The organism is Pseudoduganella umbonata (assembly GCF_014192225.1).
Classification (GTDB): domain Bacteria; phylum Pseudomonadota; class Gammaproteobacteria; order Burkholderiales; family Burkholderiaceae_D; genus Rugamonas; species Rugamonas umbonata.
The window spans coordinates 335,846-359,582 of the sequence record NZ_JACHXS010000003.1; the positions used below are offsets into that span (position 1 = coordinate 335,846).

15 protein-coding genes are annotated in these 23,737 nt (G+C 67.6%); 6 read left to right on the forward strand and 9 right to left on the reverse strand.

Annotated features, from left to right (window positions below; all coding sequences use genetic code 11):
* Nucleotides 1–5 precede the first annotated feature (5 nt).
* Both FHS02_RS10160 and FHS02_RS10165 read right to left on the reverse strand, forming a co-directional pair.
* Nucleotides 6–2,168, reverse strand: coding sequence for an alpha-galactosidase (locus FHS02_RS10160; RefSeq protein WP_229422572.1), 2,163 nt, complete (start codon nt 2,166–2,168; stop codon nt 6–8).
* A 13-nt stretch (nt 2,169–2,181) separates the two neighbouring features.
* On the reverse strand, nt 2,182–4,761 hold the full coding sequence (locus FHS02_RS10165) for a TonB-dependent receptor domain-containing protein (RefSeq protein ID WP_137313318.1): 2,580 nt from the start codon (nt 4,759–4,761) through the stop codon (nt 2,182–2,184).
* 385 nt (nt 4,762–5,146) lie between these two features.
* Between FHS02_RS10165 and FHS02_RS10170 the strand changes: the two genes are divergently transcribed.
* The 3 genes from FHS02_RS10170 (at nt 5,147) to FHS02_RS10180 (ending at nt 10,368) form a co-directional block, all read left to right on the forward strand.
* A complete protein-coding gene (locus tag FHS02_RS10170) occupies nt 5,147–6,604 on the forward strand; it encodes a glycoside hydrolase family 32 protein (RefSeq protein WP_175424762.1) in 1,458 nt (485 codons plus the stop codon).
* A complete protein-coding gene (locus tag FHS02_RS10175; RefSeq protein WP_137313320.1) occupies nt 6,601–7,956 on the forward strand; it encodes an MFS transporter in 1,356 nt (451 codons plus the stop codon). Before FHS02_RS10170 ends, FHS02_RS10175 begins: the two co-directional genes overlap by 4 nt.
* A 63-nt stretch (nt 7,957–8,019) precedes the next feature.
* Nucleotides 8,020–10,368 (forward strand): alpha-galactosidase, encoded by a 2,349-nt coding sequence (locus tag FHS02_RS10180; RefSeq protein WP_137313321.1) that lies wholly within the window; start codon nt 8,020–8,022, stop codon nt 10,366–10,368.
* A gap of 10 nt (nt 10,369–10,378) precedes the next feature.
* Here the strand turns inward: FHS02_RS10180 and FHS02_RS10185 are convergent, their stop codons facing one another.
* Nucleotides 10,379–11,371, reverse strand: a complete 993-nt coding sequence (locus tag FHS02_RS10185; protein WP_137313322.1) for a LacI family DNA-binding transcriptional regulator — start codon at nt 11,369–11,371, stop codon at nt 10,379–10,381.
* 220 nt (nt 11,372–11,591) lie between these two features.
* Between FHS02_RS10185 and gtfA the strand changes: the two genes are divergently transcribed.
* The 3 genes from gtfA (at nt 11,592) to FHS02_RS10200 (ending at nt 14,932) form a co-directional block, all read left to right on the forward strand.
* Complete coding sequence (gtfA, locus tag FHS02_RS10190) at nt 11,592–13,109, forward strand: sucrose phosphorylase (RefSeq protein ID WP_137313323.1); 1,518 nt, start codon at nt 11,592–11,594, stop codon at nt 13,107–13,109.
* 66 nt (nt 13,110–13,175) lie between these two features.
* On the forward strand, nt 13,176–13,481 hold the full coding sequence (locus FHS02_RS10195; protein WP_371870565.1) for a TetR family C-terminal domain-containing protein: 306 nt from the start codon (nt 13,176–13,178) through the stop codon (nt 13,479–13,481).
* An 86-nt stretch (nt 13,482–13,567) separates the two neighbouring features.
* Nucleotides 13,568–14,932 (forward strand): HD-GYP domain-containing protein, encoded by a 1,365-nt coding sequence (locus tag FHS02_RS10200; RefSeq protein WP_137313325.1) that lies wholly within the window; start codon nt 13,568–13,570, stop codon nt 14,930–14,932.
* Here the strand turns inward: FHS02_RS10200 and bioB are convergent.
* The 6 genes from bioB to FHS02_RS10230 are packed head-to-tail and all read right to left on the reverse strand — an operon-like array spanning nt 14,929 to nt 23,730.
* Nucleotides 14,929–15,942, reverse strand: coding sequence for a biotin synthase BioB (gene bioB / locus FHS02_RS10205; protein WP_371861476.1), 1,014 nt, complete (start codon nt 15,940–15,942; stop codon nt 14,929–14,931). The two genes, FHS02_RS10200 and bioB, sit on opposite strands and share 4 nt — an antisense overlap.
* A 17-nt stretch (nt 15,943–15,959) precedes the next feature.
* A complete protein-coding gene (gene atzF / locus FHS02_RS10210) occupies nt 15,960–17,792 on the reverse strand; it encodes an allophanate hydrolase (protein WP_217496921.1) in 1,833 nt (610 codons plus the stop codon).
* Between the two features lie 12 nt (nt 17,793–17,804).
* Nucleotides 17,805–18,689, reverse strand: a complete 885-nt coding sequence (locus tag FHS02_RS10215; protein WP_137313327.1) for a TorF family putative porin — start codon at nt 18,687–18,689, stop codon at nt 17,805–17,807.
* Nucleotides 18,689–22,324, reverse strand: coding sequence for an urea carboxylase (uca, locus tag FHS02_RS10220; protein ID WP_137313328.1), 3,636 nt, complete (start codon nt 22,322–22,324; stop codon nt 18,689–18,691). The genes FHS02_RS10215 and uca overlap by 1 nt, the downstream gene beginning before the upstream one ends.
* A 3-nt stretch (nt 22,325–22,327) precedes the next feature.
* Nucleotides 22,328–22,978, reverse strand: a complete 651-nt coding sequence (locus tag FHS02_RS10225; protein ID WP_137313329.1) for an urea amidolyase associated protein UAAP2 — start codon at nt 22,976–22,978, stop codon at nt 22,328–22,330.
* An 8-nt stretch (nt 22,979–22,986) separates the two neighbouring features.
* Nucleotides 22,987–23,730: an urea amidolyase associated protein UAAP1 gene (locus FHS02_RS10230; protein WP_137313330.1), complete on the reverse strand. Its 744-nt coding sequence runs from the start codon at nt 23,728–23,730 to the stop codon at nt 22,987–22,989.
* Between the last annotated feature and the right edge of the window lie 7 nt (nt 23,731–23,737).

A 23,737-nucleotide genomic window follows, 5' to 3' on the forward strand; every position in this document is an offset into this window, starting at 1 on the left:
CGCCGCTATGCCAGCCGGTGCCTGTCCAGCCGATAGATACCGGCGGTTTGCGCTTTACCGCGTGGCACCGGCAGCCCGGCGTGGACCAGCCATGCCCCGCTGAAGGACATGCCTTCGGCACTGCCGATGGCGTCCAGTAACGGCGCCTGGTGGCCGGTCGCCGGTACGGCACTCTCCGGCCGCAGTTCGGTGACGCGGTAGTGCGCACCGGCGTCCAGCATCGGCAGGCGCAGCGGCGGCGTGTAGCGGTGCGTGCTCGGCTCCCGGCGGTAGACGAACAGCAGGATTGCGTCGCCACCGCTGTCGCCGTGGGCTTGCCACAGCAATCCGTCCCCGCCCTGCCCCGTCCAGACCCGCCCCGCGTGCAGCTGCGGGCGCAGCTCCTTGTACAGCGCGATCCAGCCGGCCAGCTCCGCCTTGTCCTGCGGGTCCAGCGTGCGTACGTCGAGCTCGACTCCCAGGTGGCCCGGGAGGGCGACGGCCGCGCGGAATGCCATCGACTGGCTGCGTCCCGTGGTGTGGGCGGGCGCCGTGCCGACGTGCGCGCCCATGATCTCCGGCGGGAAGAACTGCAGGAAGCCGCGCTGGATGTCGATGCGCGACAGGGCATCGATGCAGTCGCTGGTCCAGACCCGGTGCGTGTGGCGCAGCACGGCGAAATCGATGCGCCCGCCGCCACCCGAACAGCTTTCGATCTCGACGTCCGGATAGGCCGCGCGCAGCCGTTCCATCAGTGCATACACCGCCAGCACCTGCGCCCGATACCCCGGCCGGCCGTCGGCCAGCCCGGCCGTGGTCAGGTCGCGGTTGTGGTCCCATTTGATGTAGCGGATCGGATGCGCCGACAGCAAGGCCGAGATCTTGCCGAACAGGTACTCCGCCACCTCGGGCCGCGCGATGTCCAGTACCAGCTGGTTGCGGGCGGTCAGCAGCGGCCGCCCCGCCAGCTGCAGCGCCCACTCCGGATGGACGCGATACAGCTCGCTGTCCGGATTGATCATTTCCGGCTCGAACCACAGGCCGAACTCCATGCCCAGGCCCGTCACGTGGGCGATCAGTTCGCCCAGGCCATCGGGGAACTTGCCTTCGTCGGGCCACCAGTCGCCCAGCGCCGCGCGGTCGTGGTGGCGGCCATGGAACCAGCCGTCGTCGAGCACGAAACGCTCGATGCCGACACTGGCCGCCGCGCTGGCCAGTTCGCTGACGGGGCCTGGATGAATGTCGAAATAAAAGCCCTCCCAGGTATTCAGGTGCACCGGGCGCGGGCGCATGCGGCCTTGCGGCCACTGCAGGCGCGCCCGCAACTCGGCGTGGAAGTTGGCGGCCAGTCCGTTCCAGCCCGCTGCGGAAAAGGATGCTACAAGCTCCGGCGTCTGCAGCCTGCCGCCCGGTGCCAGCAGGCCCTCGCCCGGCGCCAGCCATTCGCCCAGCTGCCATTGATACTGGCCGTCATGCAGCCACTCGATGGTCTGCTGGTGATTGCCCGACCAGGCCAGGTGGGCACCATAGACCGCGCCGCTGTCCTCTCCGGCGCCCGGTGTGCAGGCCACCGCGCCGGGAAAGCAGTCGTGCGACGTCCGGCCGCGCCGGTTTTCGCGCCGCCACAGGCTGCGCGACAGGGGATCGGTCTGCAGCATGAATTCGTGCAGGTGCTGCCCGGCATAGGACCGCACCTGGTCGCATTCACCAGGCAGCGGCAGCGTGAACGCCGCCAGCCATTGCACGTCCAGTGGCGTGTCGCCCAGGTTGGCCAGCACGGTGCTGGCTACCAGTACGTCGCTGTCCGCATCCAGGCGCAGGCGGATCTCCGCGCCGACCTGCGCCACCGCATCGGCAAGGCGCAGCACCGCTTCGCGGCCGGGCTCAAGCCACTCGAGCACGCAGCTGGTCCAGGCCTGCGCGAACGCGTGGCCGGCACGGTGTGCCAGCACGGCGCTTTGCCCGAACCAGCCGACCCCGAAGGTGGGCATCACGGTCAGCGGCTGGTCGGCATCGAGCATGAAGCTGGGCAAGGGGCGCCCGTCGCGAAGCGGCGCGGCAGGTACTGCGCCGTCGGGCAGGCGCGGCCCCCAGTAGCGCCACACCGGCGCTTCGCCGGCAGGCATTTCCAGCACCAGCGAGCTGTGCCGGCCGTGCATGACGAGGTAGTTGGCGGAGGTGTCGGGCACTTGGTCGTCCATATCAGAAACTGTAGCGTACCGCGAGGCTGACCGTGCGGCCCGCTTCCGGCCGCGACGATACCACGCCTTGCGCGCCGATCGCCGCGCCCAGCGCGCGGACCTGGGCCAGCGAACCCTGGTCGACGCCGGCCGAGAAGGCGATATCGTCGAGCAGGTTGTTGACGTTCAGGCTGAGCGTGATGTCCGGCGTCACGTGGTAGTTGACGAAGCTGTTCACCAGGTAGCGGCCTTTCACCTGCAGGGTGTTGGCGTCGTCCGACCACACCCTGCTCTGGCCGATGATGCTCAGCCCCGCCGATCCGGCGCCGAAATCGTAGCGCGGCGACACGGCGTACAGCCAACGCGGGCTGCCGTGCGGCGTGTTGCCGACGGTACTGGTGCCGGCGGCCTGGCCGACCAGGTCGGAAGTGATCTTCAGGTCCGTGTACGTGGCGTTGGCGTTCAGCGCGAAACCGCCGATGCGCAGCACCGATTCCAGCTCCAGGCCGTTGGAGCGATAGCCGGTCTGGTTCAGCCTGGGACCGACGGTACGGGTCTGGTCGTAATCGAATTCGCTGACCGTGCTGTGATACAGGGTCGAGAACAGGCCGAACGACCCCCAGTCGCGGCGGGCGCGGTATTTCAGGCCGAGTTCCAGCTGCCTGACGCGGGCCACGGCGGCGGCGTCGGCGCCGGCGGACAGTCCGCCGGTGACGGCATCGATGTTGCTCGAGAAGAGCAGCCGGTCGGCGATGGCGCGGCCGCCGCGGCTGGCGCGGGCAAATGCGCTGACGTCCTTGCCGAACTGGTAGTTGGCCCCCAGCGAGTAGGAGTTGTAGCCGACCTTGTAGTTGATCGGACGCGGATGCGCGCTGTCGATCACGTACACATTGCGTTCCGCACCGGTGACGGCGCCATCGCCGTCGACGTCCGCGCCGCCCGCCAGCCGGGTCGGGCCGGCATAGCTGCCGCTGGCCTGGACGCTGTCGCGGCGCACGCTGGCATCGATGTCCAGCGGCCCGCGAGCATAGGTCAATCCCAGGTACGGCGCGTCGGTGGTGTAGTGGGCGTCGTAGTTGCGGGCGCAGCAGGCGCCCCACTGGTCGTTGTAGCCGGTCAGGCCCATGCTGGTCAGGGCGGCGCCGCCGGCGCCGAGGATGTCGATCAGCGCGCCGTCGCGCCCCACTTCCATCAGGCGGCCGCTGATCGACCACTGCTCGACGATGTCCTGGTTCGAATGGTAGTAGCCGGCCTTGGCGCCCAGCGTCGCGCCGTCGAGCTTGAAGCTGCGCCCCACGCTCAGGTCGTTGGCATAGTGGCCGATGTCCGGCGTGCGCACGTCGATCGCGGCGCCGTTTGAAATGAAGCCGGTCGCCAGGTTGGCCTGCGTGACCTGCTGGCCGGCCTTCGGCCCGTTGACATAGACGGCACTGCTGCCGGCGCCGAAACCGGCCAACGTGCCGGCCAGTGTCTCGAGGCCCCAGAACTGCGTCTGGAACGCACCGCTTTGCGAGGTGTAGCGGAACTTGTCGTCGACCGTGAAGCCGTTGAACTGGTTGTGGAACTCGAAGCCCACCGATTTCGCGTTGACCGAAATGCCCTGCGTGAGGTCGGCCACGCGGGTCGCGGTGCCGACCGGGCCGACCGCCAGCGCGCTGGTGTTGTAGATCGAGTTCTGAGAATCGCGCAGGATGTCGAAGCCGGGAATGCTGGAAAAGCCCGACAGCGTGTTGCCGTGGATGTCGGCCCTTGCCGGCATGCTTGTGTAGGTGGGCGCGCGGTCGTCCAGCACCTTGAAGTAGGCGCGGAAGTAACCCTGGCCGCCATTGAAGGTACGCGTGATGTTGCCCTTGACCTGGTAGCCGCGCTCGGTGTTGTAGGAACTGTTCCGCGGCCCCTCCCCATCGCGGTAGAAGCCACCGATATGGAAGCGCAGGTCCGGCGACAGGTGGCCGCCGTATTCCAGGTCGGTGCGGTTTTCCTTGTAGTTCAGGCCGTGCGAGAACGCCACGCTGCCGCCGTCTTCCTCACCGGTCTTGCTGAGGAAGTTGATGATGGCACCCGGCGCGTGCGAAGCGAAGGTCGAGGCCGAGCCGCCGCGCACGGTTTCGATGCGCGCGATGTTGGCGTCGTAGCGCAGCCAGTAGTCGTTGTTGGCGAAGTTCATGTCACCGAATTCCACCACCGGCAAGCCGTCTTCCTGCAACTGCACGTACTTCGAGCCGCCCGAGGCAATCGGCAGGCCGCGCACTGTGATGTTCGAGTTGCCGCCAGGACCAGCCGAGCTTTCGGCGCGGATGCCGGGGATCAGGTGCAGCACCTCGGCTTCCGAACGCGGGCCGAAATCGGCGATCTGCTGCGGGTCGATGTCGGTCACCGAGATCGAACTGCGCATCTTGCTCTTGCCGCCGGAGACACCGGTGACCACCACCGTGTTCAGGCCCAGGGCGTCGGCCTGTGTGGCCGCGGAAGAAGCCTCCGCCGGCGCGGCGGGCGCTGCGCCTTCCTGGGCCTGTGCCGGCACCGCCACGAGTGCGGTCGCCGCGGCGGCAAAGATCGAATGGATCGCGGCGCAAAGCGCGCGCTGCCTGCAATGTTTCATGGTGTCTCCTCGTTCTTGTATGGGTATCCAATGGCGCCGGCAGCGCCGGCGTCAAATAATGCTAACTCGGCGCCGACGCGATTGCAATCGATTCCATTAAATTTGCACTCCGTGTCGCGCTGGCTGGCATCGGCCGCAAAGGCAAGCTACTCTCCGCCTTCTCTGCTCTCCACAACGCGAAGGCTTTCCGGGGAGCTCACCGCAAACCAGCGCGAATGAGACAAAATTACAACACCGTGGATGCGGACTGACCTCTGCGATACAAGGTGAATGGAATCGATTGCAATCGCAGCGTTTTGGCGATATTCTGGGAACATAAAGGCGCACGGGCCATGACCCGATGCGCGGAGCAGGCCCTTTGCCTCATCCAACCAGGAGACATTCGATGCACGACACATCGCCAGCGGCCGCGCAGCCCTCGTTCCGCCCCGGCTACCATTTCACTCCCTCGCGCAACTGGATCAACGATCCCAACGGCCTGGTCTGCTTCGACGGCGAGTACCACCTGTTCTACCAGTACAACCCCGATGGCGACGTATGGGGCAACATCGGCTGGGGCCACGCGGTCAGCACCGACCTGCTGCATTGGGAAGAGCTGCCGGTCGCCCTGCACGCCGATGAGGACACGCTGGTGTTTTCCGGCAGTGTCGTGGTCGACGCGGCCAACACCGGCGGCTTCGCGGCGCCCGGCGAGACCGCCCTCGTCGCGCTCTTTACCGCCGCACGGCGTAGCGGCGGACTGCAGAACCAGCATCTTGCCTACAGCGTCGACCGGGGCCGGACCTGGACCAGGTACCGCGCCAATCCCGTACTCGATCTCGGCCTAGCCGAATTCCGCGATCCCAAGGTGCAGTGGTATGCGCCGGGCGGCTATTGGCTGATGGCGGTGGCGCTGCCCGAGCGGCACCAGGTGTCCTTCCATGCCTCGGACGACCTGAAGGCGTGGCGCCACCTGAGCGACTTCGGCCCGGCGGGCGCTGTCGACGGCATCTGGGAATGCCCGGACCTGATCCCGATGCCATGGCGTGGCGGCACTGCCTGGGTACTGAAGGTCGATGTATTCGCAGGCCACGTGAGCGGCAGTACGGGAGGCCAGTACTTCGTCGGCGACTTCGACGGGGTTCGCTTCATGCCCTACCCGGGGCAGGCACCGCGCTGGAGCGACTACGGCGCCGACTTCTATGCGGCGCTGTCGTGGAACGGCTTGCCGGAGACGGCCAGCCCGGTCTGGATCGGCTGGATGAACAACCACCGCTACGCGGCCCAGACACCGAGCCATCCATGGCGCGGCGCCATGTCGCTGCCGCGCCGGCTCGCGCTGCGCGAGGATGCCCACGGCTTGCGGCTGGTGCAGCAGGTTCCGCCTCAGCTGGCCGGCCGACGTACAGGGCATCGGCACGACAGCGGCCTGGTCGCCGATGGCCAGTCGCGCCGGTGGGGACTGGGCGGCACGGCCATGCAGTGGGAAATCCATGCCCGCTTCGCCCTGCGCGGCGCCCGCGAAACCGGCCTGCGGCTTGGCTACGGCAGCGACGGCACCCTCGGCGAGACGCTGGTCGGCATCGACGCGCAGGCCGGCACCGCGTTCATCGACCGCTCCCGCTCGGGACTGATGACGGACCATCCCGACTTCCGTGGCCGGCGCAGCGCGCCCGTCGCGCCCGGGCCGGAAGTGGCACTGCGCATCCTGGTCGACAGCTGCTCGGTGGAAGTCTTCGTCAACGACGGCGAAGCCGTCATGACCGAGCTGGTATTCCCCGCCGCCCCCGCCGGCACGCTGACGCTGTACGCGGCCGGCGGCGCCGTCGACCTCCTTTCCCTCGATCTCTGGCAAATCGCATGACCACTACCACTACCAAACCGCGCCTCAGCCTGCGCCAGATCTGCGAGATGAATGTCGGCTTCTTCGGCCTGCAATACAGCTTCGGCCTGCAACAGAGCAATGTCAGCGCCATCTACAGCTACCTGGGTGCGGACGAAGCTAGCATGCCGCTGCTGTGGCTGGCGGGCCCGGTCACGGGGCTGCTGGTGCAGCCACTGGTGGGCGCCATGAGCGACCGCACCAATTCACGCTGGGGCCGGCGCACACCCTACTTCCTGATCGGCGCCGTGATCTGCAGCCTGGGCCTGCTGGCAATGCCCTACAGTTCGGCGCTGTGGATCGCGGCGTCGCTGTTGTGGATGCTCGATGCCGGTAACAACATCACGATGGAACCCTACCGCGCCTATGTCAGCGATCGGCTCGACAGCCGCCAGCACTCGCTCGGCTTCCTGACGCAGAGCGCGTTTACAGGGCTGGCGCAGATGCTGTCCTACCTGACGCCGTCGCTGATGGTACTGATGGGGATGAGCCAGTACGCGGTCGACGGCAACCATATCCCCGTCATCACCAAGATCACGTTCCTGATCGGCGCCGTGCTGTCGCTGTCCACCATCACGTGGTCGATCCTGCGGGTGCCGGAACTGCCGCTGACGCCGCAGCAGAGCATGGAATTGCGCGACCGGCCGCTGTCGGTCGGGGCGACCTTGCGCGAGATCGGCTCGGCAATCGTCGAGATGCCGCGCGCGATGCGCCAGCTGGCCCTGATGAAGCTGCTGCAATGGTATGGCATGACGTGCTACTGGCAGTTCATGACGCTGATGATCGGGCGCACCCTGTTCAACACCGCCAATCCGAACTCCGACGGCTTTCGCGACGCGGTACTGGTCAATGGCCAGGTGGGCGGTTTTTCCAACGCCGTCGCCTTCGCCGGCGCCTTCGCGATGATTCCGCTGACCCGCCGCTTCGGGCCGAAGATCATGCACTGCGCCTGCCTGTGCGCCGCCGGCATCAGCATGATCGCCCTGCCGTCGATCACCAGCAAGGCCATGCTGTTCGTGCCGATGATCGGTATCGGGCTGGGCTGGGCCAGCATCATGGGCAACCCGTACGTGATGCTGGCCGGCGCGATCCCGCCGCAACGCACCGGCGTCTACATGGGCATCTTCAACATGTTCATCGTGATCCCGATGCTGCTCCAGAGCCTGACGCTGCCCTTCTTCTACCGCACCTGGCTAAACGGCGAACCGGGTCACGTCATCCTGCTGGCCGGCGTACTGCTGCTGGGCGCGGCACTGGCAACGCTGTTCGTCGGCCTGCCGGCCCGGCCGCCGGCGCTGCCGGCCTCGCCGCTGACCAACGACCGCCTGTCGTGAACCACGCACCCTGACCGCACGACAGGCCGCTCCCTCCGCTTTTCATCACGACAGGATCGAACCATGCTTCCGCAAACCATACGTGACGACCACGCCACGCCGGCGCTGCCGAAACGGCGCACCGTCCTACAAACCCTGCTGCTCGGACTGGGAGCCATCGGCGCCCGGGAAGCGCTGGCCGGCTCCGGCGACGATGCCGCCGCGGCCACGCCCGGCAAGCCGGATGGCGCCATCGCCTACGATGCCGGGCGAAAGGTATTCCACCTGCAAACGCCGGCGACCAGCTACATCCTGCAGGTCGCCGGCAACGGCACCCTCGCGCACGTTTACTGGGGCCGCCGCCTGCGCTCGAGCGCCTGGCCCGGCATGCGCAATGCAAAGGACGGTGTCCCGGCGCCGGCCCGGCCCGACCTGGGCGACCGCAATCATTCGCCCAACACGCAACTGCAGGAATTTCCCGGTTACGGCACCGGCGACTTCCGCCACCCCGCCTACCAGGTCAAGCTGGCGAACGGCACCACGGTCACCGACCTGCGTTATGCCGGGCACCGGATCACGGCCGGCAAGCCCCGGCTGGACGGCCTGCCCGCCACCTACGCCGAAAACGCCGGCGAAGCCAGCACACTGGAGATCGAACTGCGCGACCGGGCCAGCGGCCTGGCCGTCTTCCTCAGCTACACGGTGTTCACGCAGCACGATGCCATCGCGCGATCGGTGCGCTTCGTAAACCAGGGGCGTGCGCCGATGCGCCTGGCGCGTGCCTACAGTGCCTCGGTCGACTTCCCCCATGCACGGTTCGAGCTGCTGCACCTTTCCGGCGACTGGGCGCGCGAGCGCGAGCTGTTCCGGCGCCGCCTGGCACCGGGACTGCAGTCGATCGACAGCCGGCGCGGCGCCAGCGGCCTGGAACACAATCCCTTCATCGCCCTGCTGTCTCCGGGCGCCGACGAGGAACATGGCGACGTCTACGGCTTCAGCCTGGTCTACAGCGGCAGCTTCGCGGCCCAGGTCGAGGTGGGCCAGTACCGCACGACCCGCGTGTCGATGGGCATCAACGACTTCGACTTCGAATGGCTGCTGGAACCGAACCAGTCGTTCCAGGCGCCGGAACTGGTGATGGTCTACAGCGCCGACGGACTGGGTGCCATGTCGCGCAGCTATCACCGGCTGTATCGCCAGCGCCTGTGCCGGGGCGCGTTCCGCGATCAGCCGCGCCCGGTCCTGATCAACAATTGGGAGGCCACGTATTTCGATTTCGATGCCGCCAAGCTGGAAACCATCGCCAGCGCGGGCAGCGAACTCGGTATCGAACTGTTCGTGCTGGACGACGGCTGGTTCGGCAAACGCGACGCCGACAACAGCTCGCTGGGCGACTGGGTAGTGGACCGCCGCAAGCTTCCCAACGGCCTCGCCGACCTGGCCGGCCGCGTGAATCGCCTGGGCATGCAATTCGGCCTGTGGTTCGAGCCGGAGATGATTTCAGCGGACAGCGACCTCTACCGCGCCCATCCGGACTGGTGCTTGCACGTGCCCGCGCACGAGCGCTCCGAATCGCGGCACCAGCTGGTGCTCGACTTGAGCCGCAAGGACGTCTGTGCCCATGTGCTGGAAGCCGTCAGCGCCGTGCTGCGCTCGGCGCCGGTCCGCTACGTGAAATGGGACATGAACCGCAATATGACGGAGATCGGCTCGGCCCTGCTGCCCGCGGCACGCCAGCGCGAGACGGCGCACCGCTACATGCTGGGCCTGTACGGCATCCTCGAGACGCTGACCAGCCGGTTCCCGCAGGTGCTGTTCGAAAGCTGCGCCTCCGGCGGCGGCCGCTTCGATCCAGGCATGCTGTACTACATGCCGCAGACCTGGACCAGCGACAATTCGGATGCGGTGAGCCGCCTGAAGATCCAATATGCGACCAGCCTGGTGTACCCGGCCAGCAGCATGGGCAGCCACGTGTCCGCCGTGCCGAACCACCAGGTGGGCCGCGTGACGCCGTTGCGCACGCGCGGCGACGTGGCCATGTCGGGCAATTTCGGCTACGAGCTCGACCTGTCGCGGCTGGGGCCGGACGAAAAAACCGAGGTCAGGCGCCAGGTCGCGCAGTACAAGGCGCTGCGCCCGCTGATCCAGTTCGGCGACTTTTATCGCCTGCGCAACCCGTTCGACGGCAACGATACGGCATGGATGTTCGTCGCGCCGGACCGTTCGGAAGCGTTCGTCGTGTATGTCCAGGTCCTGGCCGAGGCCAATGCTCCACTGGGCTGGCTGCAGTTGCGCGGACTCGACCCGGCGGCACGCTACCGCTGCGCCGAGGACGGCAAGACCTATGGCGGCGACCAGCTGATGTATGCCGGCTTGCTGCTACCCACCATCAATGCCGATTTCCACAGCATCGCGTGGCACCTGCATGCGTAGGCGGCCTCGCTCAGCGCCGCGTCGAGTCGCGCACGACCAGCTCGGTCGGCAGCACGACCGACGCCGCCGGCTCGCCCTTGATCTGCCTGAGCAGGACGGCCACCAGGCTTTGCCCTGCTTCGTGCATGGGCTGGCGGATCGTGCTGAGCGAAGGATGGGTGTACGCCGCCGGCCCGATGTCATCGTAGCCGGCGACCAGCACGTCGTCCGGTACCCGCACGCCGGCCCTGAGCAGGGCCGAGATGGCGGTCATCGCCGCGACATCGCTGGCGGCGAACACGCCGTCGAATTGCGCCTTGCTGGCAAGCATGGCCTCGACTTCCTGCCGGACCAGCGCGGGCACGAAGGCGATGGCACGGGTCAGCGACGGGTCGACCAGCAGCCCGCGTTTCGCGTGCGCGTTCAGGTAGCCCTGGTGGCGCTGGCGATATTCCGGCAGCTCGATATCGCCCAGGAAGACGATGCGCCGGGCGCCCTGGTCGAGCAGGTGCCCGGTCGCCAGTTCGCCGCCGAGCGTGTTGTCGGTGCCGACCGTCGCGTATTTCTGGTAAGGCAGCCTGGCGCCCCAGATGACCAGCGGGATGCCGCGCGCGGCGATCTGGTTGAGCTGGTCGTGATGGTGCCACTGCCCGATCAGGATGACGCCGTCGGTCCGCCCGGTCGCACTCAGCTGGCTGGCCGCCTCCAGTTCATCGACATGGATGCGCGAGACCAGCATGTCGTAGCCATGTTCGGTCAACGCATCGGCAATGCCGCCAAGCAGGGACAGGAAGAACGGATCCGACACATGCCCCTGCGAGGCCGGGTCGATCGGGATGACGACCCCGATGGTGCGGCTTTGCCCGGAGCGCAGGCTCTGGCCGGCCGCATTGACCGTGTACTTCAGGGCCGCCGCGATTTCCATGATGCGGGTACGGGTTTCCTCGTTGGTCAGCGCGCTGCCGCTCAGCGCACGGGACACGGTGGACACGTTGACCCCGGCCATGCGTGCGATGTCCGCCATTTTCGGGCGGCCGGTAGCGGGCGGAAGAACCACGGGCGGGTGTTCGGTGCGAGGGCGGCGCGGCATGCGGTGGCTGGCTGGATGAGTGGGAATTTATTATATCGCAAAGTTCCAGCTCCAATGCAATCGATTGCATTTCATTCCCATAGAATGTAAAATCAATGGGTTATTTTTGGCAACTTGACTAATAACAATCGTTTGCAAAATCTAGGGGACATGAATGTTTAATAAAGTGCAGTTGATCACGTACGTCGACCGTTTTGGTGGCCGCACGCTGGCTGAACTGGAGGCACTGCTGGACGGGCCGCTTGCCGGCGTCTTCGGCGGCGTCCACCTGCTCCCCTTCTTCGACAGGATCGACGGCGCCGATGCCGGCTTCGATCCTGTCGATCACACCGTGGTCGATCCGCGGCTGGGCAACTGGGAAGGCATCAAGGCCCTCGCCGCGCAGGTTCCGGTAATGGCCGATGTCATCGTCAACCATATGTCGGCCGAATCGCCACAGTTCCTCGACTATCTGGCCAACGGCGACGCCTCGCCATACGCCGGCATGTTCCTGACGATGGCGGGCGTGTTCCCGAAGGGCGCCACGGAAGACGAACTGCTGTCGATCTATCGCCCCCGACCCGGCCTGCCGTTCACCGTGGCGACAATGAAGAATGGCGGGACACGCCTGCTGTGGACGACGTTCACCGCCAGGCAGATCGATATCGACGTGAGCCACCCGGCAGGAGCGGCCTACCTGCAAGGCATCCTCGAGCAGCTGGCGCGGGCGGGCGTCACGATGGTGCGCCTGGATGCCGTCGGCTACGCCGTCAAGAAGGCGGGATCGAGCTGCTTCATGCTGCCGGAAACCTTTGCGTTCATCGATCGGTTCGCGGCGCAGGCGCGTTCGCTGGGCCTGGAAGTGCTGGTGGAAGTCCACGCCTACTACCGCCGGCAGATCGAGATCGCCCGGCGGGTCGACTGGGTCTACGATTTCGCGCTGCCGCCGCTGGTCCTGCACGCCCTGTACTTCGGCACGCCCGGGCCGCTGCACCGCTGGATCGGGCAGCGCCCGGACAATGCCATCACCGTGCTCGACACGCATGACGGGATCGGCATCATCGATATCGGGGCGGACCGCACGCCCGGCGACAACCCCGGCCTGGTGCCGCCTGCGGAACTCGATTGCCTGGTCGAGACGATCCACCGCAACAGCGATGGCGCCAGCCGTGCCGCGACCGGCGCCGCGGCGTCGAACCTGGACCTGTACCAGGTCAATTGCACGTTCTTCGATGCGCTCGGCCGGGATGACGGCGCCTACCTGATCGCGCGTGCCATCCAGTTCTTCATGCCCGGGGTCCCGCAGGTCTACTACGTCGGCGTCCTGGCCGGCACCAATGACCTGCGGCTGCTGGAAAGAACCGGCGTGGGCAGGGACATCAACCGCCACTACTACGACCGCGCGGAACTCGAAGCGGCCCTCCGGCAGCCTGTCGTCGAGCAATTGATCGACCTGATCCGCCTGCGCAACAGCCACCCGGCGTTCAACGGCACGTTCGAGTCCCGGCTCGTCGGCGAGCACGCCCTGTCGCTGGCCTGGATCCACCAGGATGACCGGGTCGAACTGGCCGTCGATTTCAGGCTGTGCGAAGCCCGGCTGAGCGCCGACGGCCATACCATATGCTACCGGAGCAATGGCTTGCTGAAGCGCGCCGATGGCGGGCCGAATCACGATCTCGCTTTGCAAGCGTAAGAGCGGGACGGTGGCCCGCCGACCTGGTCCGGCAAGCCGGCCACGGCCACCTCCATAGCCCAGGCGCTGCGCGCCGTCGAACCACCGCCAGCGCAATGGCCTGGGCAGAAGTCATGCATTCGCAGCACCCAGCGCAGCCTGGAGCTGCTGATGGAAGAAGGCGTGATCCGCAACGTGGACGCGCCGGCCACCTCGCGCCTGATCAATGGCGCCCTGCTGAGCGCCGCGCGGTGGATTGCCCATGCCGAGGATCCCGAAGCGACATCGAGGATTGCGGTGGAGAGCTTCGTGGTACTGGTCTTGGGACTGCTGCGCACGTCATCCACAATGCCGCCTGAGGCGGATCCGCACCTGCGCGGCACGGTGTTGTAACGCCCTGCTAAAACTGCATTGCCAGCAACCCGGGAGGTCCGGCCAGCGTACAATAAAGTTTCCCACAATCTATACGAGTGTTTCCAATGAAACTATCTCATCCAGGCGAGGCCGAGGCGTCGTCGCTGCAGTTGTCCGAGCTGATCGGATCTCTCAGCTACGCGCTCGACATCACCGAAGGCCAGCCCGCGGGACACTGCGTGCGTGCGTGCTGGATCGCCATGGCGATCGGCCGCCGCATGGACCTGAGCGAGCAGGCATTGTGGGAGCTGTATTACGCGGTATTGCTGAAGGATCTCGGATGCAGCAGCAACGCAGCCCGCATTTGCGAGCTGTACATGACGGACGACCTGTCGTTCAAGCGCGATTTCAAGACGGTCGGCACCGGCCTGCCCCAGGTGCTCGCCTTCGTGCTGTCGCACACGGGCCTGAAGGCCGGGCTGGCCGAGCGCTTCCGCGGCATCCTGACGATCCTGCGCGACGGCAAGCGCATCACCGACGAACTGATCGCCACGCGTTGCCAGCGCGGTGCCGACATTGCGCGGCTGCTGCGCTTTTCCGATGGCGTGGCCGAGGGTATCTACAGCCTGGACGAACATTTCGATGGCGGCGGCCGGCCCGACGGCCTGGCCGGTGCCGCGATTCCGATGTACGCGCGCATCGCCCTGCTGGCGCAGGTGGTCGATGTGTTCCACACGGCCGATGGACGGGAGGCGGCATTGCGCGAGGCGCGCGCCCGCTCCGGCCAGTGGTTCGACCCCGAGCTGGTCGCCGCGTTCGAGGACGTCGCACTCGATGACGCTTTCTGGACCGTACTGGCCTCACCCGGGGTAGACGCCGCCGTCAGGATGCTGGAGCCGGCGGGCAAGGTCGTCCCGCTGGACGACGATTACCTGGACGACATCGCGACTGCGTTCGGGCAGGTGGTGGATTCGAAAAGCCCCTACACGAGCGGGCACAGCGCCCGCGTGGCCCTGTACACGGACCTGATCGCCGAGCAGATGGGCATTTCTCCCGAACGCCGGCGCTGGCTCTACCGCGGCGCCCTGCTGCACGACGTCGGCAAGCTCGGTGTCAGCAACAGCGTGCTCGACAAGGCAGGCTCGCTGGACCGCGCCGAATGGGACGCGGTGCGCCAGCACGCCGAGTACACGGAAACCATCCTCGGCCGCATCGGTGCCTTCCGCGAGCTGGCGCGCATCGCCGGCGCGCACCATGAAAAGCTCGACGGCACCGGCTATCCGCGCGGCCTCACCGGCGCGGACATCGGTCTCGAAACACGCATCATCACCACCGCCGACATCTTCGACGCGATCACCGCCGAACGGCCCTACCGGGGCGCGATTCCCGTGCCGCAGGCGCTCGAGATGATGGGCAAGACGGTCGGCACGGCGCTCGATCCCGCGTGTTACGAAGCGCTGTGCCAGGCGGTGGCGCGGCTGCCCGCCTAGCCGGTCCGTGCCACGGGCGTGTGCACCGCGTGGGCCGGCTGCACACGGATGCCCAGTTTGCCGAGCAGCTCCGCGTCGGCGTCGGCATCGGGGTTGCCCGTGGTGAGCAGTTTGTCGCCATGGAAGATCGAATTGGCGCCGGCGATGAAGCATAGCGCCTGCACGGGCTCGCCCAGTTCGCGGCGCCCGGCCGACAGCCGCACCCGCGCGCGCGGCATCGTGATCCGGGCCACCGCAATGGTGCGCACGAACTCCAGCGGATCGAGCGCCGCCGTGCCATGCAGCGGCGTGCCTTCCACCTGCACCAGGTGATTGATCGGCACCGATTCCGGATGGGGCGACATATTGGCCAGTTGCGCGATCAGCCCGGCCCGCTGCAGCCGCGTTTCGCCCATGCCGACGATGCCGCCGCTGCACACCTTGATGCCCTCGCCGCGCACATGCCGCAGCGTGTCGAGGCGATCCTGGTAGTCGCGCGTGCCGATCACGTTGCCGTAGAAGTCCGGCGCCGTATCGATATTATGGTTGTAGTAATCCAGGCCGGACGATTTCAGGCGCCCTGCCTGCGCCGGCGTCAGCATGCCCAGCGTCGCACAGGTCTCCAGGCCCAGCGCCCTCACTTCGCGCACCATGTCCTCGACCTGCTCCAGGTCGCGATCCTTCGGCGACCGCCAGGCCGCACCCATGCAGAAACGGGTCGCGCCGCGCTCGCGCGCCTGCCGGGCCGCGGCGAGCACCGTCTCCAGCGGCAGGATCTTCTGTGCCGCCACGCCGGTATCGTAGCGCGCCGCCTGCGGGCAGTAACCGCAGTCTTCCGGGCAGCCGCCCGTCTTGATCGACAGCAGCGTGGCCAGCTCGACCTGGTTCGGGTCGAAGTGCCGGCGATGCGCCTGCTGCGCAAGGAACAGCAGCTCGGCGAACGGCAGCTCGAACAGGGCCGCGACCCGCTCCACCGGCCATGCATCGCCGCCGGCCGGCACGCTAGGGGTGGCCACGGGCTGGAAGATCATCGGATGGGTGCCCATGATCATGCTCCTTCCGGCGAGATGCCACGCGCCAGGAAGGCACGCCAGCCGCCGAAGGCGCTGATGTCGCGCGCGCCGTCGATCGCCTGCGGCTCGCACACGAAACCCTTGGTCCAGCTGCCGTCCGCCAGTTCGACCGAACCGATCGCCAGCGGGGCCGGAACTTCCGCAACGAACTCCCCGAAGCGGCGCACCGGCAGTTCCCACACCTCGATGTCGATGGCGACGCCGTCGGCGCCGCGCACCAGGCCGGGTTTCGGCGGCACCGTGCCTGCCAGCGCATACAGCCGGTAGCGCGGCGCCGTCGTCGTCGCCAGGCGCTTGCGGGCTCCCCGCTCCAGCAGTTGCCAGTTCAGCGGCTGCCCTTCCAGGTGCGCGCCGACCACGGCCAGAAGGACCGTCGGCTCCTGGAACGGCAGCGGTTCGGATGCGACGCGGTCCGTGGCTTGCGCCTCCTGCCTGAATGCCGGCTGCAGGGCTTCGGCCGCCGCGGCCAGCAGGTGATCGGCGCCGGCCCGGCCGATCAGCGTCACGCCCGCCGGCAGGCCATCGTGGCGCGGCGCCGCCGGCACGGCCAGTGCGGCCATGTCGAAGAAGTTGACGAAGTTCGTGTAGTGGCCCAGCTGCGAATTGCGCTTGACCGGCTCGCGCAGCATCGCTTCGATGGTCGGCATCGTCGGCGTGGTCGGCACCAGCAGGAAATCATGGCCGGCCAGCAGCGTTTCCGCTTCGCGCCGCAGTGCTGCCAGCCGGTACTGGCCGTTGAACGCATCGACGGCCGAGTACCGGGCCCCGCCGCCGATGATCTCGTCCACGACGGGATGGAGCGCCGCCGGGTGTTCGGCGCGGAATGCTTCGACGGCGGCCAGGCGCTCGGCCACCCATGGCCCCTTGTACAGCAGATCGGCCGCTTCGGCGAACGGCGTGAAGTCGATCTCGTCGACCGTGCACCCCGGCGCCGCGCGCAGTGCGTCGACCGTCGTGGCGAACGCCTGTTGCGCCGCGGCGTCACCGAAGAACTCGCGCTGGCGGGGAATGGCAATGCGGAAGCCGCGGCGTTTCACGCCCAGCATGGGAACCGCACGCGAAAAGGCATCGTCCGCATCGAAGCCGCTCGCGGCGACGGTGACGGTCCAGGCATCGGCGACGGACCGGGCAAATACGGAAATGCAGTCGAGCGTGCGGCAGGCCGGCACCAGGCCGCGGTTGCTGAAGAGCCCCCGCGTGGGTTTCAGCCCGACGATGCCGTTCAGGCCTGCCGGCACCCGGCCCGAACCGGCGGTGTCGGTGCCCAGCGAGAAGGCGACGAGGCCCAGCGCCACCGCCACCGCCGAACCGGAGCTGGAGCCGCCGGAGACATAGGCCGGATCGATCGCGTTGCGCACGGCGCCGTACGGCGAACGGGTTCCGTTCAGGCCCGTGGCGAACTGGTCGAGATTGGTCTTGCCGACCAGGATCGCGCCCGCCGCCTCGAGCCGTTCCACGACGGTGGCGGAGCGTTCCGGTACGTAGGCGAAGGCCGGGCACGCCGCGGTGGTCGGCATGCCGGCCACGTCGATATTGTCCTTTACCGCGAACGGCACGCCGAACAGCGGCAGCCGGTCGAGCACCGCCGGGCCTTCCGCGTGCAGAAGCGCATCCAGCCGGGCGGCCCGTTCACGCAGTGCGGCCGGATCGGCCAGCGTGATCCACACTTCCGGCCGGTCCACCCGGGCGATGCGGTCGAGGACGAAGGCGATGCAGTCGCCGGGCCGCCAGGTGCCGCTGGCATAGCGTTCGCGCAGTTCCGCGAGCGGCGGGACCTGCATGGCAGCGAGCTTGTCGATGGTATTCATGGTATCTCCTGATCAAAATCCGTAGCTGACGGAAGCCGTCACGCGGTGCTTCTGGCGCACGCCGAAGCGGTTTTCGCCACCGGCGATGCCCTGCACGCCCCAGGTGAATCCGGAATCGCCGATGGGCCGGGTCACGCCCACCACGAGGTGGCGGAACGCCCCCGATACCGGTCCGGCGCCCGGCATGCAGGTGACGTTGAAGCTGCTGCCCGGCGCGCACGGGGTGCCGTTGAAGGTATCGAACGTGCCCAGGTACTTGCCTTCCTTCGCATACGTGTACCAGCCCAGCGAGGCGCTCACCGTGAAGTCGCCCGGCAGGCCTTTCGCGTAGTTCAGCGTCCAGTAGGTATCGCCCCGGTTGCCCCACAGGACGTCGTCGAGCAGGGTCTGCGCCGCGGCGCTGAAGCCGCCGTAGCTGAGGCCGAATTTCGTTTCCAGCGCATTCGCATGCGGGCCGTTCAGGTACACGTAGCCGGTCAGCCCCAGCGTGTAGCCGACGTCGCCGAGCTTGCCGCTGTAACCGCCGTAGAAATCGTTCTCGACCGATTTTTTCGCGCGAAAATCGGTCACGGCCGGATCGCTGTACAGGTCGCCGAGCCGCCTGTACGAGTAATTGATCTGGGCGCCGAAGTAACCCAGGTACCAGCCGGCAGGATGGCTCCAGTCGGCGCCCCATTGGAGCGCCGCGCGGTTCGACTCGGGCGCATCGGCCCCGGCGTTGCCGGCACCGGGGGCACCCGGTCCATAGGTCGTGGTCACGCCGCGCAGCACGTAGGCGCTGACCAGGTCCACGTGGCCCGTCACGGTTGCCTCCTGCGCGCGTGCCCCCGGCAGTGCGCAGGCGATGGCCAGCCCGGCAGCGAACAGGCGTGGAACCGCATGATGACGATATCGCATCAGTTTTCTCCGTTGAAAATCGCAATGTTCTGGCCCGCCGCCACCGGCTTGCCTTCGCTGACCAGCCATTCGCGCAGCACGCCCGGCGCGGTGGCCTTGAGCGGAATCTCCATCTTCATGGACTCGAAGATCGCCAGCGTGTCGCCCGCCGCCACGGTGCTGCCGGGCGCGGCGAGGATCTTCCACACGCTGCCCGGCACCACGGCCGCCAGGTACTGGCAACCGTCCGGCAGCGCATCGCCCTGCCCCGCGCCGGGATCGGCTTCCTCGCCGGCCCATTCGGCCTGGCCGCTGCTGCGCCAGCGGTCGCGCTCGGCCTCGAAGGCGGCCTGCTGTGTCGCCTTGAAACGGGCAATCGACTCGCCCTGCTCCTGCAGGAACGCGTTGTAGTCGGCCAGCGAGAACGTGGTTTCCTCGATGCGCACGTCGAACCGGCCCAGCGGGAAATCGCGCCGGTGCGCCAGCAGTTCGTCTTCGCTGACCTCGTAGAAACGGATCTGGTCGAAGAAGCGCAGCAGCCACGGCTTGCCGTCCCGGAAGCTGGCGGTCTGGCGGTAGCGGTTCCACATCTGCACGGTACGGCCGACGAACTGGTAGCCGCCCGGTCCTTCCATGCCGTACACGCACAGGTAGGCGCCGCCGATGCCCACCGCGTTTTCCGGCGTCCACGTGCGGGCCGGGTTGTACTTCGTGGTGACGAGCCGGTGGCGCGGATCGACCGGCGTGGCCACCGGCGCACCCAGGTAGACGTCGCCCAGGCCCAGCACCATGTAGCGGGCGTTGAAGACGATGTCGTACACGTCCTGCACCGCGTCAAGTCCGTTGATGCGCTGGATGAATTCGATATTGCTGGGGCACCAGGGCGCATCGGGCCGCACGGTGGTCTGGTACTTCTCGATTGCCAGGCGGGTCTGGCTGTCGTTCCAGGCCAGCGGCAGGTGCACGATCCGCGATGGCACCACGATATCGTCCACCGCCGGCAGCCGCGCCGCCAGCTCGGCGATCAGGCCGCCCAGCCGATCGACGCCCAGCTTGCGGTGCTCGAAGTGCACCTGCAGCGAGCGGATGCCCGGCGTCAGGTCGACGATCCCCGCCAGGCCGGCCTCCGCGATCGCCTGCATCAGCGCATGCGCGCGGAAGCGCAGGCCGATATCGAGGACCGGCGCGCCGAATTCCACCAGCAGGTAATCGTCGCCGGCGCGGCGGAACACCAGCTCCGTGCCATCCGGCAGGTGCGCCGTGCGCATGATGGCCGGCTGGGTGTCGCCCGCCGCGCTGGCCACCGGCTCGAATACCGGCATACATGGCAGAGAGCGCGCCGCCACCCCGGCCGGCGCCGGCGCGAAGACCGCCTCCTGCGCCGCCGCCATCGCCGCCGCATCCTGCGCCGTCACGCGAACGAAGCGCACTGTGTCGCCCGGCTTCAGCTGCCCCATCTTCCACAGGTCGGCGGATACGATCACGGCCGGGCAGACGAAGCCGCCCAGGCTGGGACCGTCGGGACCCAGGATCACCGGCATGTCGCCGGTGAAATCGACTGAACCGATCGCATAGGCGTTGTCGTGTATGTTCGACGGGTGCAGGCCGGCCTCGCCGCCATCCTCGCGCGCCCAGCGCGGCTTCGGACCGACCAGCCGCACGCCGGTGCGGCTGGAATTGAAGTGCACCGCCCAGTCGGTGCCGAAGAACATGGCGATGTCGTCCTCCGTGAAAAAATCCGGCGCCCCATGCGGGCCGTAGTGGACCGCGATGTTCCAGTGATGTCCGTAGGCGGGGATGACGGTGGCCGGCAGCTCGCGCGGCGTGGTAGCCGATGCGTTCAGCTTCAGCACGTCGCCGCTGCGCAGGGCCCGGCCGCCATGCCCGCCGAACTGGCCCAGCGTGAACGTGGCGCGGCTGCCGAGGTAGGCCGGCACATCGATGCCGCCGGCGAAGGCGATATAGGCGCGCACGCCGGCGCCCTGCACCGCGCCGCAGCGCAGCGTCTCGCCGCGCCGCAGGGTGTGGACGCGCCAGTTCGCCAGCGCCCGCCTGCCTTCCGGGCCGTGCACCACCGCGCCAAGGTCGGCGCCGGCCAGCGCGATGGTGCAATCGCAGTTGAATGCCAGCGCCGCGCCCTGCAGCGTCATCTCCAGCACCGCCGCGTCGCCGCCGTTGCCGGCCAGGTGGTTGGCGATGCGGTGGGCATAGGCATCCATCGGTCCCGACGGCGGAATGCCCACGGCCCACAGGCCGCGCCGGCCCGGATGGTCCTGCACGGTGGTCTGGATGCCGCCTTCGAGCACGTCGACGGTACGGGGCGAATACGGCATTGCCGCCAGCATCTGCGTGATCTGCGTGCCAGCGGCGAACGCCGGGTAGCGCAGGATCGTCGCCAGGTAGGCCAGGTTGGTTTCGATGCCGTCGATGCGCGTCGCCGCCAGCGCATCGCACAACCGTTCGATCGAGGTGGCGCGGTCGCCGCTCGTCACGATCAGTTTCGCCACCAGCGGGTCGTAATACGGACTGACGGTGACGCCGCGCTCGATCCACGTATCGACACGCAGGCCGGCGGCGAAGCCGACCTCGCTCAGCACGCCGGACGACGGCTGGAAGTTCTTCGCCGGGTCTTCCGCATACACGCGCAGCTGCATGGCATGCCCGCGCGGCACCAGGCGCTCCTGCGCAGGCAGCTGGAAGTCGCCGGTGGCGGCGCGGATCATCCATTCCACCAGGTCGACGCCGAACACTTCTTCGGTGACCCCATGTTCCACCTGCAGGCGCGTATTCACTTCCAGGAAGTAGAAGGCGCCCGTATCGGCATCGAGCACGTACTCGACCGTGCCGGCCGACAGGTAGGCGATCGACCGCCCCAACCGCACGGCCGTTTCGGCCAGCGCATCGCGGGTAGCTTCCGGGATGCCGGGCGCCGGGGTCTCCTCGATCACTTTCTGGTTGCGGCGCTGCACCGAGCAGTCGCGCTCGCCCAGCGACACCACGTTGCCGCGGCCGTCGCCGAAGATCTGCACCTCGACGTGGCGGGCCCGCTCGACGAATTTTTCCAGGTAGATGCCGCTGTTCTTGAAATTGTTCTCGGACAGGTGCTTGACGGACGCGTAGGCATTGTCCAGCTCCGCCGCGTCGCGGCACAGGCGCATGCCGATGCCGCCGCCGCCGGCGGTGCTCTTCAGCATGACCGGGTAGCCGATCCGCTCCGCCGCGGCCAGCGCCCCGGCGGCGTCGGCCAGCAGGCCGGTGCCGGGCAGCAGCGGCACCTGTGCCGCCTGCGCCAGTTCGCGCGCCGTGTGCTTCAGGCCGAAGTCGCGCATCTGCGCCGGCGTGGGCCCGATGAAGACGATGCCGGCCGCGGCGCACGCCTCGGCAAAGGCGGCGTTCTCGCTCATGAAGCCATAGCCGGGATGGATGGCGTCGGCGCCCGCCTGCCTGGCCGCGGCCAGCACCTTGTCCGCCGACAGGTAACTCTCTGCGGCCGGCGCCGGCCCGATGCAGATGGCTTCGTCCGCCAGCCGCACGTGCAGCGATTCAACGTCCGCCTCGGAATAGATGGCCACGCTGCGGATGCCCATGCGGCGCGCGGTGCGGATGACGCGGCAGGCGATCTCGCCGCGGTTGGCGATGAGGATGGTATTGAACATGTTTTATCCTTCCGGGTTCCAGATGACGAACCGGACCGGGGTCGGGTTGTAGGCATTGCAGGGGTTGTTCAGCTGTGGGCAGTTCGATACGAGCACCAGCACGTCCATCTCGGCGCGCAGTTCCACATACTTGCCGGGACCGGACAGGCCGTCCTCGAACGACAGGCCGCCTTCTTCCGTCACGGGCACGTTCATGAAGAAATTCACGTTCGGCACCAGGTCGCGCTTGCCCATGCCGATGTCGGCGTGCGCCAGCGCCAGCAGGTAGTTGTCGCGGCAGCTGTGCATGAATTTCTTCTGTGGCGCGTAGCGCACGATATTGCTTTCCGCCGCGCAGGCGCCGCCCAGCGTGTCGTGGCGGCCGCAGGTATCGGCTACGATCGTCAGCATGGGGCGGCCGCGGTTCGAGCGCAGCACCGAACCGGTGGACAGGTAGATGCCGCCCTGGCCCTGCAGCGTATCGGTCACGCTGTAGCTTTCGGCCGTGTCGTCGGCGTTATAGAAGATCGTGTCGACGGCCTGGTTGCCTTCCAGGTCGACGATGCGCAGCACCTGGCCCCTGGTGACCTTGTGCAGCCAGGGTTCCCCGGCCGGCTGGTGGAAATCGGCGGCCGCGGTGGCCGGATCCAGTTGGCTTTCTTGTAGCGTTTGCATGGCGGTCCTCAGCGATAGGCCAGTTCGGTATTGGTATAGCCGCGGCGGTTTTCCGGGCATGACAGGCGGCAGACGTCGTCCTCGGCGGCAGGGCCGGAGGCACGCGCCGTCACGCTTGTCTTCTTTGGCGCGTACTCGGGGTTCGGGTCGAGCGGATGGGGCGCGGTCGCCAGCAGCACCAGCGTGTCCATCTCGAAGCGCAGGTCCACCTCGTCGCCGGCGCGCGAATGGTCCGGCACGAAGCGGAACTGGCCAGCCCCGTCCACCGTGACCTTGGAAAACAGGTTCACGTTGGGCACCAGGTCGCGCAGGCCAAGGCCCCACTTGCCCAGTTCGACCAGCAGGCTGTCCTTGCCGTTGCGGTGCATGGCGTTGCGGTGTTCCTGGAAGCGCCGCTCGCCGTAGCGGCGCTGCACCAGTTCCGCATCGGAGACGCCGCACAGCGCGTCGTGCCAGCCCACGGTGTCGTGCGGGATCGACGCCAGGATACGGCCCATGTCCGAATAGATCACATTGCCCTTCGCCAGGTGGGCGGTATGCTGGGCCTTCAGCGTATCCGGCACGCAGATGCGTTCCAGGCGGTCGTCGAGCCGGTACAGCAGCACCGACACGTTGGCGCCGCCTTCCAGGTCGGTGAAGCGCAGCGTGGTGCCGCGGCGCACGCGGAACGACCAGTGGCCGCCGCCGGGAAACTGCTCGGCCCACAGGATCGCCGACGGATCGGCAGCGTCCGGAGTCAGGATGGAATTCATGTTGGTT